Source organism: Saccharophagus degradans 2-40, assembly GCF_000013665.1.
Lineage (GTDB): Bacteria > Pseudomonadota > Gammaproteobacteria > Pseudomonadales > Cellvibrionaceae > Saccharophagus > Saccharophagus degradans.
Map to the genome: position 1 here is coordinate 1,024,941 of NC_007912.1, position 17,872 is coordinate 1,042,812.

Below are 17,872 nucleotides of genomic sequence, written 5' to 3' on the forward strand. Positions count from 1 at the left end.
TATCGCTTAGTTATTCTAGTGGTATTGGCTTGGTTGTAGGTTAGTGTAAATCTAATAGCGGTATCTGGCTAATTTTTTACCCTATCATGCTGCTTATTCTAGTGTTAACCGCTATAAACAATAGCAATTTTACTGCGGGGCAGCACCAAGGTAGGTGCCAGCCCGCGAGTATCAACACAATTAATCTGGTTAGTTTAATCCGTAATAACGTAGTCGCCCAATGCCCCTAGCGAAACCACCTCAATATTGGGGTAGTGAGTTTGGGTGTAGTGTTTTAATGGTAGCAGGTCGTAGGTGTAGGTTGTCTGAATGATATTGCTGCACACTCCTGCGTTTTGTGGTTTCCAATACCAGGTGGCACGGGGTGGAATAGTTTCTAAAAAATAAACGCTAACATAAAGATCTATTTGCTGCTCCCGGCACATACTTTGTTGCAAGGTAACAGTAAGCTCATCGCCAACTAGCTCTGCACTGTTAATTATAATTTGATCGTTAACATTGTCGGGGGGCGTTTCATCCTCTAGTAGTCTTACGGGTACGCTGTTATTGCGGCTTAATGTGTGATTTAGCTCACCGCATTCATCGTTAAAAGCAATGCTCGAAAATGCATGCTTTGCCGCGCAAGCATTGTTGAAAGTGATGTATCTATCAGTGCCTGTTTTCGCGCAAACTTTACTTATTGTTTGTTCACAGGGTTGGAAGAAAGTGACTACTTCGGTGCCTCCGTATAGATTGCACTCATCTCCAAACCAAAGAAACTCGTTGGTGCCCGTAGTGGCGGCACAGCTTGTGGATGGTGTTGAAATGTAACCTGGGCAGCTATCAGCAGAGTCGCAGGGGGCGATTTTTTCAGTGGCTACGCATGTGGCCACACCTTCTGATTCATTGGCGCAATTGGGGTGGTAACTAGATTGACTGACAAGTTGAATGTCACCATCTGGTCGAATTACGGTAATAGAACCGTCTTCATTTAATTCAATTGATTCCGGCGAGGTATCGTTTTGGTTGTAATGCAGGTGCAGTACGCCAGCGCTGCAATCGAAAATGCCTAATTGGCTTTCGCCATCTTGGCGGATATGCACTTTTTGTATTGGGTCAAAAATCAATGCCAAGTCAGGTTCCGATACGGCTTGATGTTCGGTGCTTAACGATGCAAATACAGTGTCTACAAAGGTCGAATTCTTAATTTGGGTATTAAGATTTTGGCAGGCATCGCTTGGCTCCGTTGCTGCACGAGTAAATGTGACTTCATCTTCGCCCAAAATTACACCGCTTAATTGGCTTGCATCCTCGATAATTGATAGCTCAACGTTTTTATCTGAAAACGCTAGGGTTGTGATGCCCGCGTCGCACGTTACATCTGCAAAAATCACAAAGTCACTTTCAATAAATTTTGCTTGGTTATTTTCGAACGTTAAATACCAATGTTGTTTAAAACCGGAAGGGATAAAATCGCCCGAGTGGAGTGTGTCGGAACGGTAACTAGAATCATTTAAATCTGGGCATGCTGTTGGCTGTACTAGCAAGTTGTTGTTAGTGTTGTCTCCCTTATTCTTATTGTCGCCACCGCATGCAGCAAGTATAAAGCTCAATAAAAGGGTGGCGAGTAAGGTAGGTAGTTTGGTCATTCTCAATCCTTGCTAATGATGGTTAATGTATGCGTTGTGAGTGTTTGCAGTGGTAAAACTCTAGTGACAGACTGGTTAACAAGCAATTTAGAAAATGCAATAAAGTGTAAAACTTGCGAGCTTCTAACCGGGGGCGCCGAGTTATATCTTCTATACTTACACGATGAACTAAGTTGGATTCATAATAAATGCCAAAAGTAATAACACCGGTGCGCTTTGCTGCTTTTTTGTTCTTTCAGGCTATTGCTACTACGGCAGCAGCGGCTGACGAAGGCTTGGTGGGTCTAAGTTTAGAAGAGCTGCTGAATATAGAAGTAAGCACAGGCAGCTTACTTAAAAACTCTACAGACGATGCGCCTGCTGCTATAACCATTATTCGTAAAGATCAAATCGAAATATCCGGTGCTAAAAACCTAGCTAATTTATTGGAGCAGCATGTGCCGGGCATGATGCTTATGAGCCACTCCGAAGGCGACAAAATTGGCCTGCGCGGTTTAATTGCTGCCGAAAACTACAAGTTACTACTGTTAGTAAACGGTAAAAATATTACCAATATGGTGTACGAAGGCGCCATTTTAGAAATAGACCAATGGGACATGGGCGATATTGAACGGGTAGAGGTTATACGTGGCCCAGGCTCGGTAACCTATGGTACGGGTGCCATTGCAGGCATCATTAATATTATTACTAAAACCCCGCATTCAGATTCGCCTGCATTTAGTGTTGGATTGGCAAGCAATAACACCTATCAAAGCCGAGGCATTAGTGCACAATTCAATAAAAGTGTTAACCAATTTGGTGCCTACGGGTTTTTATCTTACAGAAAAACAGATGGGTACCAAAAACCTGACTATTTTTCTATGTCGCCCAGCGATGAGACGGATATACGTTTTGTGGGTAAACGCCCTACGGATACGCTCGGCCCGCAAGCATACCTTGCCGATGGCGTAGATAGGCCGCAAATTAAAGCGCATTTGGGGCTAGAGTACGGCGAAAATTTTAGTTCATGGCTGCGCTATACCCAATCTGGTCAAACGCGTTTTTTTATACAGCAAAGAGCGAAAGAGGATGCGCAGGGTTATGTGGTTGGAACGGTAAATCGCCGCAGTCCAAGCACGCGTAGTTTGGTCTTTTCTACAACGTATAATTTGGTTTTGTCGGATGTGTCTAATGTTGCTAGCTCGCTGACTTACGATAGCCAAGAATATATTCGTCACGATTATCTAAACCCTCGTTGGAGCCTTACGCATGAAAATAATGTGCGCGATTACGGCTTCGCACAAAATAGGTTACGCGGGACTGTTTTATACGAATATACCCCTGATGATAAGTTTAATATTGTTGCAGGTTACGAGTATGCCAATATTGATGTGCACGCCCCTTGGGGAAAAAGCAGCGATCATTTGCTCATTCAAGAGGGTGTGCATTTTGTAAGTGATGTTGATTCAAGTGTGTATCTGCAAGACTTAACCTTAAACAACAGACCAAACCCCGATAGGGTGTTGGAGGTCGGCTCAGGGATAAATTCAGAAACTCATTCGCTTTTGCTAGAAACACGTTTTAATGTGTCTGAGCGCAATCAGCTTTTTTATGCACACAGGGTCGATTTTCCCGATGTAGCAGAAACAATGTTCTCCCCCAGGTTGTCGTGGGTGAATAAAGTTAACCCAGAAAACACCCTTGTAGCCACTGTTCAGCGCGCACAAAGAATGATGCCCCTGCGTGCACAATATCAAAATCATTTAATGCAAGAAGAGTCTAAGTTAGAAACGTTAGATGGTGCCGAAGTGTCATACACCAACCGCTATTACAGTAATACATCGTTAAATGTGCGCAGCTTCTATAACGATATTTCTGCGGTTGGCTTTACCGGTAGTAATTTAGAGTTTTTAACAGATGTAAAAATAGGCGGGGTTGAGTTCACTGGTAGCTATACAACCCAAACAACGGAGCTAACCTTTAGTCACGCCTATCTGGGTGTGTTAGATGTAGCAATGAATGAGAGTTTAAAAACGGGCGCATCGCGCAATAATATTTCATTTGCAGACTATTATTACATCCCTCGTGGTGATATTCCCGTGTTACTGGAGAGCTACGGCAATGGTTTAAATAATATTGTTAGCCATACTTCTAAATTTCTAATCAGCAAAAAGTTTTTAAATAATCGTTTAATTGCCCACGCAAATGCACAGATATTTTGGGATTTCGATGGTTCTTACGACGAGATGGAAATGTATCAACGCGCATACGATACCTTCAATACGGCAGAGCTGCCTGCTGAAGATTTAGCTTTGTTCACTGAACAAAAGCGTCAGTTCGAACGCGAGCGATACTTATTGGATAAAACCGACAGCTATAAGCTCGACTACGCATTAAATGTTTCGCTTAGTTATACCCACTCTTTGAATAAAAAAGCCGATGTTCGAGTGAAGCTATTTGCCGAAAATATTTTGCACTCTAAAAATCGCTACAATGTAAGCACCGGCTCTAGCCGTTTCTACCCAGAGCGCTTTAATTTTATGGTAGAACCGGTAGCTATTGGTATGTCGGTTACTCTCGATTTAAATTAGATAACCGTTTTATTCTTGCTTGCTACTATTGGTATTGGTATTGCAATTAACTACGCGGCTTGCAAACCATACCGCAGGTATATAGGCATATAGGTGGCAGTAGTTAGAATAGCTAACCAAACAAGGTGTGGTGCAGCTAGCAAATTAGTCATACTTGCTAGCGTGAGTGCAGCGCCAAAAAAATTAAGCGATACACGCGCATTGTCAAACTGCGACACAGCGTTGTTTCTGCCTTATTGACAAAGGGAACGGCACTAGCTCGGCAGGCCGCTTGCTTTTTAGGTAAGTAAAGCCTGAAATAATACCGTTAATGACGCAATGTTGGTTTGATAGTCAATAATACGTCAGACGGATATACGGTATAACTTTGTCGCCTTGGTTGTGACAAATATTTGTCAAGTACTCTGTTGGGTCTCAGAGAGTCTACTCATTTTGTAAGATCATATTAATCTAAATAAAGTCCTTCACAAGCTGGCGGATCGCCAAAACGGTTATATACTTTCAAGTACCATAGTACTACTTTCTACGCTAGGGGCTATGTTGAATTGAAAGTAAAAGATGGAAATCTGTTGCCTTCTTTTAGTGTTTTGTTTCTTATTTGTGCTTCCACGTCTATCTAACGAGGTTTTCGCTTAAGCATTATGTTGAACATATGTTGTGTAGTTTGAATCGTTTTTTAATTCTATTATTTGTTGTATCCGCCTTAGGGGCGTCTCCTTTGCATGCAAGTGTGAAGGTAGGTGAGTTTAAAAATTTTGATGCGGTTTTGACGTTAGAGGAGTTGGGTAATCAATACCAAATAGGCGAACACAATACGGTGGTAAAGGTTACTAACCGTTTGGTTGTTAAGGCTAGGCGAGGTATAGACGCCAAGGCGTTGATCAATATTAGCCCGCATATTATTAACCCAGTAACTATATTTGAAATGCAATATAGTAAATATTGGTTGGTAGGAATAAGCGATGTAAATCTACTTGGTATTGTTATTACTGAATTAGAAAGCCATGCAGGAATAGAGCTTGTTCAGCCTGATTTACTGCAAATTTCCAGAAAAACGAGTAGGGCTGATATATCTAGAGAGAAGAAAATAGATGAACATTATTTTAGCGCGCTAGGATTGGGCGCGGAAAGTGCGCGTGGACGTGGAGTAAACGTTGCCGTTATTGATGATGGTGTTGACCTTGCTCACCCTGCTTTAGCTAAAACAGATGTGCGTTTTTCTTATGATACAGAGTCTCGGTCGTTAATGGCTAAACCCGTTTTAATTGAGGATACGCACGGTACAAAAGTGGCAGGGGTCATTTTTTCTCGCTCAGATACGTTCTCTGGATTGGCGCCTAACGCTAGCTTGATATCAATACGTCAACCCAGCTCTTGGACATCTGAGACTTTGCTAAGTTTTTACTTGGCAAAACTCAATAATGCCGATGTTATAAATTGTAGCTGGCACACTCAATTATTATTAGAGCCGATAGCTGATGTCGTTAATGATTTGGCTGCTTTTGGCAGGCAAGGTAGAGGAGCTGTTGTTGTATTTGCTGCAGGTAATGACGGTGTGGTTATTGGTCCTGGTATGACCGAGGCAAGTATTGATTCCGCATTTGTAGTGGGTGCAAGTGATATTTACGGGCGGCCTAAAAAGTTTTCCAACACAGGAAAGTCGGTTGATTTTTATGTTTACGGTGGTCGTTACAAAACCACCGCTGTAGAGGGTGGGGATACCTATTTTTCAGGTACTTCGCTTTCTGCTGCAATAGTTTCTGGTTTAACCGCAAGTTTGTTGTCTGATAACCCTGAATTATCTTTATCACAAATATCTAAAAAACTAAGCGCACTTTCAAAGGTTAATGATTAATGTCTTTATCTGCTGAAAAAATACCAAAAGAAGATGAAATGACGATTGGTGGTCGGTTGTCTGATGAAATGGATTTTGGGTGTGAGTATAGCGCTAATCTTCCTAAAATATTTCAATCATTAAATATCTCCTTGGCTTTTACATCTTACCAAGCTGGTCGTTTGATGTTAGTTCGAAGTGATAGTGAATCATTAGATGTAAATTTTAAAAGCTTTGTTAGGCCAATGGGGCTTACAGCAACAGAAAATGGGTTCACGCTGGGTGTGTATACACAAGTAATCCAATTTCATAGGGAAGATGGGCTTATCAATAAATTGAAAATGCCCTTGCAGCGAATTGAAGATGATGTGACCGCTAAGAAAGTGGCGGCAACACCGGAAGAGCAAATATCTTTGAATGTTGGTAAAGGGTTTTCTGATGAAGATAATAAAAAAATTAAGGAAGAGAAAGAGGCGTTTGATGAGTATCAAAATAAATTGTACGAACCTGTGGATAGCAGGGTAGATGCTTGTTTTATCGTGCGTTCTTCCCACTATACAGGAATGATTAATATCCACGATATTGAATGGGGCGATGAAGGGTTGTGGGTTGTCAATAGTAGCTTTTCTTGTGTGTCTACATTGGACCCGAATTACAGTTTTGTACCTCGTTGGAAGCCGCCTTTTATTTCAGATCTAGCTCCCGAAGATCGTTGTCATCTAAATGGAATGACATTGAAAGATGGTAAGCCAGCATTTGTTACTACATTTTCCAAGTTTGATACACCTAATAAATGGCGTAAAAATACGGTTTTCGATGGAACATTGATTGACGTTTCATCAAATGAAATCGTTGTGGATGGTTTGGCTATGCCCCATTCCCCTCGCTGGCATAACGGGAAAGTGTACTATTGTAACTCTGGGTTAGGACAGTTGTGTTGCTATGACCCTAATACTAGAGTTAACCGTGTTCTTGCTGAGGTTCAAGGGTTTACTCGCGGAATAGACTTTGTGGGGAATATTCTAATATTGGGCTTATCTAAAGTTCGTGAGAGTACAGTAGAAAAGCCGGCACCATTATCTGAAAAATATGCAGAAACATTTTCTGGTATTTGGCTATTTAATTTAGCTGATAATACAGAGATTGGGCATGTGAAGTTTACTGGTAATGTGGACCAAATATATGACGTTGCCGTTATCCCCAATTGTACATTTCCAGAAGTTATAGAGGCTAACCACCCTCGCGTTCGCAATCATTTTTGTTTTCCTAGCTTGCAGCCAATTTAGTGCGCACTGTTTAATATTTGAGGTTTATGATGAGTTCTAACGTAGATTCAGAAAATAAATATTTTTCTAAAAAATATCTAACAGTTAAAAAAGTTGCACAAATTGCATTGCCCGTTTTGGCTGCGTTTTCTGGTTCCGCTAGTCGCGGCTCCAATGTAAGTTCAGTAGGTAGGTTTTCTAGCGTAGCTACCAAAAGCTATGCTTTAAATGAAGTTCGGCTTGATCCGCAGTCTAGTGCGAAAGATGGCGCTGGTTTATCGGAGGATTCTGATCGTCGTTCAGTTTTTTCCGCTTTTACCTATAGGCAAAATAGTACTCAGCGGATAGAAAAAAAGAATGAAGTTAACGACGCTATTTCTTATTTGGAAAAAAGTGGTTTGCTTACACCCGCAGATAGCGTTCGCTCCAATCTAAGCGGCGATGTTTACGGTTTGGTAGGTAGGAAATCATTCGCACATGAGAGTCAATTTGATCATTGTCACGGATCATTTGGTAGCACATACAATACCAATACAACCACAGTTACGGAGGTAAGCTGCACTGCCTCTTGGGGCGGGGTATGGGAAACTGCTTCCCCCAACCCGGTTGTATCCGCTACTTCAATTCAGAATAAGACAGCTACGAGCTTCGATGTAGCCGTAACAATGAGTAAGGCGAGCACTGTTTACGCGGTATTGCTGGAGTCCTCTAAGCCTGCACCCACCAATGCTCAAGTTGAGGCAGGTACGGATGGTAGTGGATCTGCTGCTGCGACTACTAAAAGTGCAGCGGCAAGTAACAGTGTTACATTATCGTTTACAGGCTTAGATTCTAATAAAAATTATCTCGTTTATTTAATTGGGAAAGACGGAAGTAATAATGTTACAACGACTCCAGCCCAAGTTAATCCTGCATATGAAGCGGGGTTGATCTCGAATGCTGGTACCTGGAAGTTTCCCAAGACTCGTGTTGATAGTAGCGGAAATATATATTTGGCTCACGCGTCATCTGGACAAATTAATTTTTTAGAGTGGAATGGTTCAGGTTTTTCTGCTGTAACCACCATTACAGCAGCAGATGTTGCAGGCCGAACGAATATGGGCTGGGGGAATGAGCATCGAGTTGATTACGAGCTCGATTCATCCGGAAATATTCATGTTGTTTTTAATGCAAGTACTAGTCAGTGGGCAGTAGATAACGATCCTTTTTACGGCGTGTACGATGGAGTGAATTGGACATTTACAAATATTGGCGAAACCGGATATCAGGGAGGGCGATTTGATCTGTTTCTAGATGAGAATGATAAAGCGCACTTATCTTTTACGCTTACGCCAAATGCAGACCAAGTTAAATATGCTACTAACGCTTCCGGCTCTTGGGTTATAAATGATGTGATTACTGCTACAAATGACGGTACTGACGAGATTCATGATACTTATTGTGTGGTGGATAGTAGTGGCGATGCCCATATTTTTTATAGGCGTGAGGATTTGCAGAACTCTAGCCAAGATAATTATTATTACACATCTTCTTCCGATAATTTTGCGACGCATACGAAAGTAATTGACGGTAAAGCGGATGCAAAATATTACTTAATGGCAAATGTTTCTATTGATAGTAGCGATAAAATTCATTATGCATACAGCAATGAAACTGACGGCGATTCTTTCTATGTAACAAATGAAAGTGGAAGTTGGGTTTCTACAGAAATAACGCACGCATCCCATTCCATTCTTACGGTATATGATATGGAGGAAGAGGGGGGCGTTTATTATTTTGCAAGTGCAAGCGGGTCTACCTATTTTTTTAACTCATACAATGGTACGGATTGGGTTGATGGATTTGACTTTTCATTAACGGGTAGTCTAAATGATCGAGTGGCGGTGAGTGATGCTGCCGATAGAATAATGGTTGTTTCGGAATCCAGTGCAGGATGGGAAATTCATTATCATTCGGCAACAATTGCCTCCTATATTACTCCACCTGTCTCCAATGAAGCGCCGACTATTACCGGTTTATCGGCAACATTTAGTACAAATGAAGACGCAGCTGCATATTTAGATATGTCTGCGGTAACGTTAGCAGATACCGAAGATGATACTGTCACGCTTACTTTAGCTGTAAATTCAGGCGCTCTCGCTGCTAGCGATGGAGACGGAACTACAGCTGGTGTAACTATTGCAAATTCCGGTAGCGCTAGCATGACATTAACTGGTGCTGTCGCAGATTTAAATACTTATTTGGACACCACGACCAAAATTCAATTTACTCCCACAGCAAATATAAGTGGTGCTGTAACCTTCACGGCAACTCCCAGTGATGTAACCAGCTCAGGTACTGCGGGTACTAGCAGTATAACGGTGAGTGCTGTAAATGATGACCCTACAGCCACTGGAGTTCCAACTGACGTAGCTGTTACAGAAGATGTGCAGAGCAATATAGATTTAAGTGCGATTACCTTCGCCGATGTAGATGCGGCTAGTGGCAATGTTGTGCTATCTATCGCTGTTACTGCGGGTACATTGGTTGCATCGGATAGTGGAGGGGTAACCGTAGGTGGTAGTGGCGGCAGTACAATTACGCTCACGGGTACGGTTGCGAACATAGATACTTATTTAAATACAGCAAGTAATGTGCAGTATACCAGTGCTGCAAACGCGAATGGTAACGATGCAGCAACGTTATCTTTAACAGCTAACGATGGTGGCAATACCGGTAGTGGCGGAGGGGGTGATGTTAGCTTAGGTACGATAAACTTAGATATTACTTCCGTAGACGATACGCCAAGTGATATTACCCTTAATGCGAGTAGCATAAACGAAAGCGATACTTCAGCTGGAGCGGATGTTGGCACACTTTCTTCTACCGATGCAGACAGTGGCAGCTTTACCTATAGTCTTGTAAGTGTTGGAGCAGCTGATACCGGAACTTGTACATCAGATACGAATAACTCGTCATTTCAAATTAATACTGTCACATTAGAAACAGCGAATGTACTGGCAGCAGGAAATTACGATATTTGTGTGCAAACGAGTGACGGTAATACGAGCTTCGAAAAAAGTTTTAGCGTGACAGTTGTTGATAATATTGCACCGATAGTAACTATTACTAGTTTATCTACGGCTGATAGTACACCAGCCTTGGCGGGTACAGTTGACGACACGGCAGCAGCAATACAAGTGACGGTAAATGGTGCAAATTATGTTGCAAGCAATAATGCAAACGGCACTTGGAGTTTGGCTGACAACACAATTGCGGCGTTAACACATGGCACCTGGGATGTGGCTGTTACAGCTACAGATGGTGCTAGTAATGTAGGGAGTGATGCCACCTCCAACGAACTAGTCGTTGATTTAGAAGCTCCAGCAAGTCATTCCGTTTCAATCGATCAAGCAAATATTGATGCGACGAACGAAAGCGCAATGAGCTTTACCTTTGCCGGCGCAGAAGTGGGAGCAAGCTTTAGTTATAGCGTTTCTGACGGAAGTACAAATGTAACGGGCTCAGGTACTATTGCAAGCTCGGGGCAGCAGGTAACTAATATAAATGTAAGCGGTTTAAATGAAACAACACTTACTCTTAGTGCCATCTTAACTGACGTATTGGGCAATGCTGCTACTGCGGTTACAGATACGGTTGTAAAACAATATAACAGCGCTCCGGTTATTACCGAGGGAGCGAGCACGTCAGTAAATATGAGTGAAGATGCTAACCCAACAGCATTTGCGCTTACACTTAATGCAAGTGATAGTGACGCTGATACCATTACTTGGAGTATTGCTACTAACGGGTCAAATGGTACTGCTACTGTAACTGGAACGGGAATGACTAAAGCTATTAGCTATTCACCAAATGCCAATTACTTTGGCGTAGATAGCTTTATTGTGGAAGTTAGTGATGGCGTTGCGACGGACCAAATAACCGTAAATGTATCGATTGCAAGTATTAATGATGCTCCTGTTTTCTCGTCCACCGCTATTGTGAGTGTGAACGAAGACAGTGGTTACAGCTACAGCATTACTACTACAGATGTAGAGGCTGACGCCCGTACAGTGGTGGCGACAACTAAACCCTCGTGGCTAACGTTTACCGATAACGGTAACGGAACCGCGAGCTTAAGCGGTACGCCAACTAACGATGAAGTAGGAAATCATAGCGTTTTACTGACGCTAAGTGATGGCAATGCTAGCGCTACTCAAAGCTTTATTGTTACTGTTGCTAATACCAACGATGCTCCTGTTATCAGTGGCACACCTGCCACCACAATTAATGAAGATAGTGCTTACAGCTTCACTCCAACTGTGAGTGATGTGGATGTAGGAGATAGTTTCGTCTACAGCATAACCAACCAACCCTCATGGGCAAGTTTTAGCACGAGTACTGGATTATTAAGTGGTACACCCGGTAATGATGATGTAGGGACAACTACCGGAATAATAATTGGTGTTAATGATGGCACCACAACTGTAAATTTGGCTAGCTTCGATTTAACCGTTGTGAATACAAATGATGCCCCAGTTATTAGCGGTACGCCGCCCACCAGTGTTGATGAAGACAGTGCTTATAGTTTTACCCCAACCGCTAGCGATGTTGATGTCGGTGATGTATTAACCTATAGCGTCGCAAACGCGCCAAGCTGGGCAAGTTTTAATACTAGTAACGGTGAGTTAAGTGGTACGCCTGATAACGATGATGTTGGAACTAGTAGTAATATTATTATTAGTGTGAATGACGGTACTGTTTCCGAAAGCTTAGCAAGCTTCAACCTTACCGTTGTTAATACTAATGATGCTCCTGTTATTACCGGTACTCCGTCTACCAGTATCAATGAAGACAGCGCTTACACTTTCACCCCAGCGGTGAGCGATGTGGATGCTGGTGATACTCTCGTCTACAGCATAACCAACCAACCCTCATGGGCGAGTTTTAGCACGAGTACTGGATTATTAAGTGGTACACCCGGTAATGATGATGTGGGGACAACTACCGGAATAATAATTGGTGTTAATGATGGCACCACAACTGTAAATTTGGCTAGCTTCAATTTAACCGTTGTGAATACAAATGATGCCCCGGTTATTAGCGGTACGCCGCCCACCAGTGTTGATGAAGACAGTACTTATAATTTTACCCCAACGGTTAGCGATGTTGATGTGGGTGATGTATTGACCTATAGCATTACAAATGCACCAAGCTGGGCAAGCTTTAGTACAAGTACTGGACAGCTAATAGGCACACCAGAAAACACTGATGTAGGCATGGACAGCAATATAATTATTAGTGTGAGTGATGGTGCGGAAACCGTCTCTTTAGCTAGTTTTGATATTGAAGTTTCTAATGTTAACGACGACCCTGTTGCGGCTAATGATACTGCAGCGACAGTAGAAGATGCTGCCGTTATTGTTTCTGTTTTAACAAACGACAGTGACGTGGATGATGCGTTGAATCCTGCTAGTGTTCTAATTGTATCTTCTCCTGCAAACGGGACTACTAGTTTAAACGCTGGTAGTGGAGCCATAACTTACACGCCGAACGCAAATTTTAATGGGTCCGATAGCTTTACTTACACAGTAGAAGATGCGACCGGTGCCACGTCAAATACAGCCACGGTGACTATTTCAATTAGCGCCGAAAACGACGCTCCGGTAGCAACTTCCGATACGGCAAGTACCCCAGAAGACACACCGTTTACTATTGATGTACTGGTCAATGATAACGATATTGATAATGGCGATAGTGTTGATGGAACCACACTAGCTATTGTTTCTCAGCCGGTAAATGCAACGGCAAGTGTTGTGAGTGGTGAAATTTATTTTGAGCCTAACGAACACTTCAATGGGAGTACGACCTTTACTTATACTGTTGACGATCAAAATGGAGCAACTTCTAATGTTGCTACCGTATTGGTTAACGTAACTGGGGTGAACGATTTACCCGTAGCTTTGGGTGACAGTGCGAGCTTGGATGAAGATGGCAGTGTAGAGGTGGATGTTCTAGCTAATGACTCCGATATAGATGGAACGATTGATCCCTCAACCGTGTCCGTTTTGAGCGACGCGAGTAACGGCGGAACAAGCGTAAATACCACCACTGGTGTAATTACATATACGCCTACAGCTAATTTTAATGGTAGCGATACTTTTACCTATGTTGTGCAAGACAATGATGGTGGTAGCTCGGCTGCAACAACAGTATCCGTTACCGTAGCAAGTATAAACGATGCGCCTAATGGCGTTGCGGATACTGCAGCTTTGATGGAAGACAACCCTACAACCATAAATGTACTCGGCAACGACAGTGATGTTGATGGCAGTATTGTTGTAACCAGTGTGCAAATTGTAACGGGCCCAGCAGACGGTACTGTTGAGGTGCTGGCAAACGGGTCGATTACCTACTCACCCGACACTAACTATTATGGCGATGATAGTTTTACTTACCAAGTACAAGATAACGAAGGTGCATGGTCGAGTGAAACCAGTGTAAACGTAACAGTGAGCAGCGTGAATGACGCACCGTTAGCCAATAACGACAGTGTTTCGACAGACGAAGATACCGCAGTGAGTATTGATCTAATAGCGAATGATAGCGATGCTGATGGATTGTTAGATAGTAGTTCTTTGGTAATCGTGTCAGCTCCAGCCAATGGGGCGCTTGTGGATAATCTCGACGGTACGGTTACCTACACACCCAGCGCGGATTACTTTGGAAGCGACAGCTTCACCTATCAAATCGATGATGACAGTGGTGATAGTTCAAACACGGCAGCAGTGACAATTACGATTAATCCTGTGAATGATGCTCCGCAAATATCTGGCACTCCTGCAGCATCTGTAAATGAAGATTCGGTGTATTCCTACACGCCTATTAGTTCAGATATAGAAGCTGACGACCTAAGCTTCAGTATTGAAAATATGCCTAGTTGGGCGAGCTTTGACACTTCAAATGGAGCACTTACTGGTACACCGAATAATGATGCTGTGGGTATCTATGGCGCTATTGTCATCAGTGTGAGCGACGGTGTAAGTACCACAAGTACTTCTGCATTTGAAATTGAAGTTATAAATACTAACGATCTACCTGTGTTAGGTGGTACTCCAACCCCTTCGGTTAGCCAAGATCAAGAGTTTAACTTTATTCCAACAGCCGTTGATGTGGACGCAGGAGATACACTTACCTTTAGCATTAATTCTTTACCAGGTTGGGCGAGCTTCGATCCGCTCACGGGGCAACTAAGTGGATCACCCAATAATGCAGCGGTAGGTTTTTACACTGGTATTGTTATAAGTGTAAGTGATGGCACGAGTACGGTTGCGCTTCCTGCTTTCGATATTACAGTCGATAACGTGAATGACGCACCTGTAGCAATTGCCGACCTTTATAGTGTTGCGGAAGGAGGGGTGCTAAATGGCGTAAATGTATTGGCTAACGATTTTGATATTGATGCAGACGGATTAACTGTTACTTTGATTTCTGGCCCAGATTCCGCAAATTCATTCAGCTTAAGTACGAGTGGTGCAGTAAGCTATATGCACGACGGATCGGAAAGTATATTTGATCAGTTCAGTTACCAAATTAGTGACGGGGCTTTGCTAAGCGCAGTAGTGACAGTGGATATTGATATTGATGCTGTGAATGATGCTCCCGTGTTCGTAACTGCGCCTAATGTATTGAGTTTGTCTCAAGGGCAGTCATATCTCTACGATATTGGCGTTGTCGATCCTGATAGTGTTACAAATTTACAATTGGTAAGTGGTCCATCGTGGTTAACTTTAAATGGCAGCGAGTTGAGCGGGGAGGTGCCTTTAGATGAGAGTGTAGGGCTTACAAGTGTTGTTCTACGTGCATCAGACAGCGAGTTTACTGTCGATCAAAATTTTGATTTGAGTGTTGTTGAGCGGGAAACCTCGGTTGTTAGTTTGTCTGCGTCGTGGATCGGGTTACCTTCAGTAGTGGATGAGTTACTTACTCTAAAAATTGCGCTTAACCACCAACAGGGCCCAGCTATAGCTGATGGAAACTTGTTTGTTGTATTAACGGGAAGCAATTTTGACGCTAGCATGAAAAACTGTACGGCGCTTGCCAGTAACGAGTTTGATTGCCCTGTTACGCTTAACTCGTCCGGTAACTTAAGCTTTAACCTGAAATTAACGCCGCATAGTGAGGGTGATGTGGTTGTTAACCTAGACGTAAGTGATTTTGCTGGAGATCTCGTTACTTCAAAAATAATAGATGTAAGCCCCAGCAGGCGTACAGTTAATCAAGGGGATAACGCCTTTCCGCTAGATAATGCTACCGCAATAGCGAGTATTGAAATGAAAGCCGATGGCAACAGGGAAATAGCCGCCGGCACGGGGCTTGGTGATACCGTCAAATTGCTAGATTACGAAACGGGTAGTGATGATGCAACAGTACTCGGCGAGATAGAAAACAGGGGGGCAACAAAAGCCCTTGGCGTGGCCGATATTGATCTTGATGGCTCGGAAGACTTACTCGTTGTTAATACAGCGGGTGACGCGACAGCAGTTTACTATCAACGTGGCGAGCTAAATTTCGTAGAAGATAGCGCAACAGTTTCGCTTCCGTATGCAAATCAAGGAGTACTACAAGATTTAAACTCAGATAACTACCCAGAGCTTATTCTTGGGGGAAGTGGGTTCAATTTATATATTTATGAAAATATTCTTGGCGTATATAGTCAATCGCCGTATGTATTTACTTCTCAAAAATCTATTAAGAAATTTGCCAAGTTAAAACAAAAACCAGATCAAGCCCCAATGAGTGGCACCTTAGTGCTGGCTAGTTCTGATGCGCTAGTGCTTATTGATTTTGCCATTGCCGCAGGTAAAGTCACTAAGGTTGGTGTAAAAGAATCTGGTGAAGTGCAATCGCGCAATAAGCTTCAAGGTTATCTGCGTTCTGAGCTTAGTATCCCTGGTATAACATCAATACGGGTTGCAGACTTAGATGGTGACGGCTTAGAAGAGTTAATTGTGAGTACTCGTCATGAGAACAATTCTTCTTCTAAATCTGGTGTAACAATTATCGAAGTAAGTGGTACCGGCCAGATGACAGAAGTGCGCAAGCTGGGCAATGCAAGTGCAGAAAATGTAGAGATTGCAGATTTCAATGGCGATGGTTTGCCGGATTTGCTCATTGCCAATGAGAATAACACCTACCAATTCTACCATGGCGATGGAACCGTCTCTGGTTTCAGTCTAAAAGACACTGTTATTTACAATGAATCAGATTTGGTTTTGCCTAATGACGTGAATGACGATGGGCTTTCAGATCTACTAATTTATGTTGCAGAAAGTGATAGGGTAGATTTATACATAAGTCACAGTGACGGTGATTTAGGCGCTAGAGCGGATTTAGCTATGAACTCACAAGTCGAAACCGTTAGCAGTACATCGTACGACATTCGTCAGCTGGTTAGCGTAACCAATAGTGGCAATCAGACGGCGCAGGATGTGATAGTGACTATTGATATCCCTCTCCATTTTAATGTCGTTTCACTGCCTGATGCATGTCTATTTGGCGATGCTCAAATTATCTGTGACTTAGGTGATTTGGCCGCAAATCAAAATGAAACACTTACGTTTGTGTTGAACGGAGATGCTGATGTAAATGATGAGGTACTTCAAAGTCGTGTTACTTCCGCAGCGCTAGAGGTCGCTCCAGAGAATAACAAGTCCACGAATTCATTGAATGGTTTATTTGAAAGTACGTCTGCTGGGGTTAAGGGTGGAGCAAGTGGCAGTGGCGCAATTAATTTTGGTTTACTTGGCCTGTTGCTTATTCTTGGCATGCAGCAAAAAATGAAGTATTGGAGGCAGCTTACGGTTGTCTCTTTATTGTTATTAATGTGTGGGCAAAGTCATGGTGAGCCCTTGCTGAACTCGGAACGTGTGTCCGTCGAAATGGGCATTGGCTCAACCAGTAGTAATTGGAGTGAGTCTTCATTTTTGGCCGAACTTCAAGCTGTTACACAAGATGTTGAAATTACACGAGTAAAAACAACTAGAACCTCTTGGCAATTAGTAGGCGGCTATGAACTTAATAACTGGTTGAGCGCAGAAGCCGGTTACCAGAGCTGGGGGGATGTAGATGTGGAGCTGTCGTTGACAACTAACGACCCAGACGGCGTAAGAGACGTACTGGCTAAAGACTATCCTGTTTCTGGGGCTGGCCCATATTTAGGCGCGCGGATTCAATATGATGTAAGCGAAGGAATAACTATATATGCGCGAGCTGGCGTACTTGCGTGGCAAGGTGAGTACGATGTTCGAGTTGGTGAAAGTGTGCAATCTATTAAGCGAGATGGTGTAGACTTGGCCGCCTCTTTTGGGGTGAATAAAAGTCTAACTGATAATGTAGCTTTTGGCTTGGGTTTAAACTTGGTCGAACTTGCAGGTGAAACTCAAACTCAAGTAGGCCTACAGGTACGTTATAAATTTTTAGGAAAGAAAGACTAGTTTTATTGTATCTGAATAAATGCATAGATTTTTATATAACTAACAAAGACAGCTCTATAAGCTGGCTTTGTTAGTAAGTGAGATGTAACCTCTCACATCT

General features: G+C 42.8%; 5 protein-coding genes. 4 read left to right on the forward strand and 1 reads right to left on the reverse strand.

What is annotated here, in order from left to right; translation table 11 throughout:
- Positions 1 to 194: 194 nt before the first annotated feature.
- Positions 195 to 1,628 carry a hypothetical protein gene (locus SDE_RS04205; RefSeq protein ID WP_011467277.1) on the reverse strand — a complete coding sequence of 478 codons (1,434 nt, stop codon included), beginning with the start codon at positions 1,626 to 1,628 and terminating at the stop codon, positions 195 to 197.
- 188 nt (positions 1,629 to 1,816) lie between these two features.
- Between SDE_RS04205 and SDE_RS04210 the strand changes: the two genes are divergently transcribed.
- From SDE_RS04210 to SDE_RS04225, 4 genes are all read left to right on the forward strand, one after another.
- Positions 1,817 to 4,198 (forward strand): TonB-dependent receptor plug domain-containing protein, encoded by a 2,382-nt coding sequence (locus SDE_RS04210; protein ID WP_011467278.1) that lies wholly within the window; start codon positions 1,817 to 1,819, stop codon positions 4,196 to 4,198.
- A gap of 838 nt (positions 4,199 to 5,036) precedes the next feature.
- A complete protein-coding gene (locus SDE_RS04215) occupies positions 5,037 to 6,053 on the forward strand; it encodes a S8 family peptidase (protein ID WP_158303853.1) in 1,017 nt (338 codons plus the stop codon).
- Entirely contained in the window at positions 6,053 to 7,318 is a 1,266-nt protein-coding gene (locus SDE_RS04220) for a TIGR03032 family protein (protein WP_011467280.1), read from the forward strand. The genes SDE_RS04215 and SDE_RS04220 overlap by 1 nt, the downstream gene beginning before the upstream one ends.
- Positions 7,319 to 7,344: 26 nt before the next feature.
- Positions 7,345 to 17,772: a tandem-95 repeat protein gene (locus SDE_RS04225; RefSeq protein WP_041324201.1), complete on the forward strand. Its 10,428-nt coding sequence runs from the start codon at positions 7,345 to 7,347 to the stop codon at positions 17,770 to 17,772.
- Positions 17,773 to 17,872: the final 100 nt, after the last annotated feature.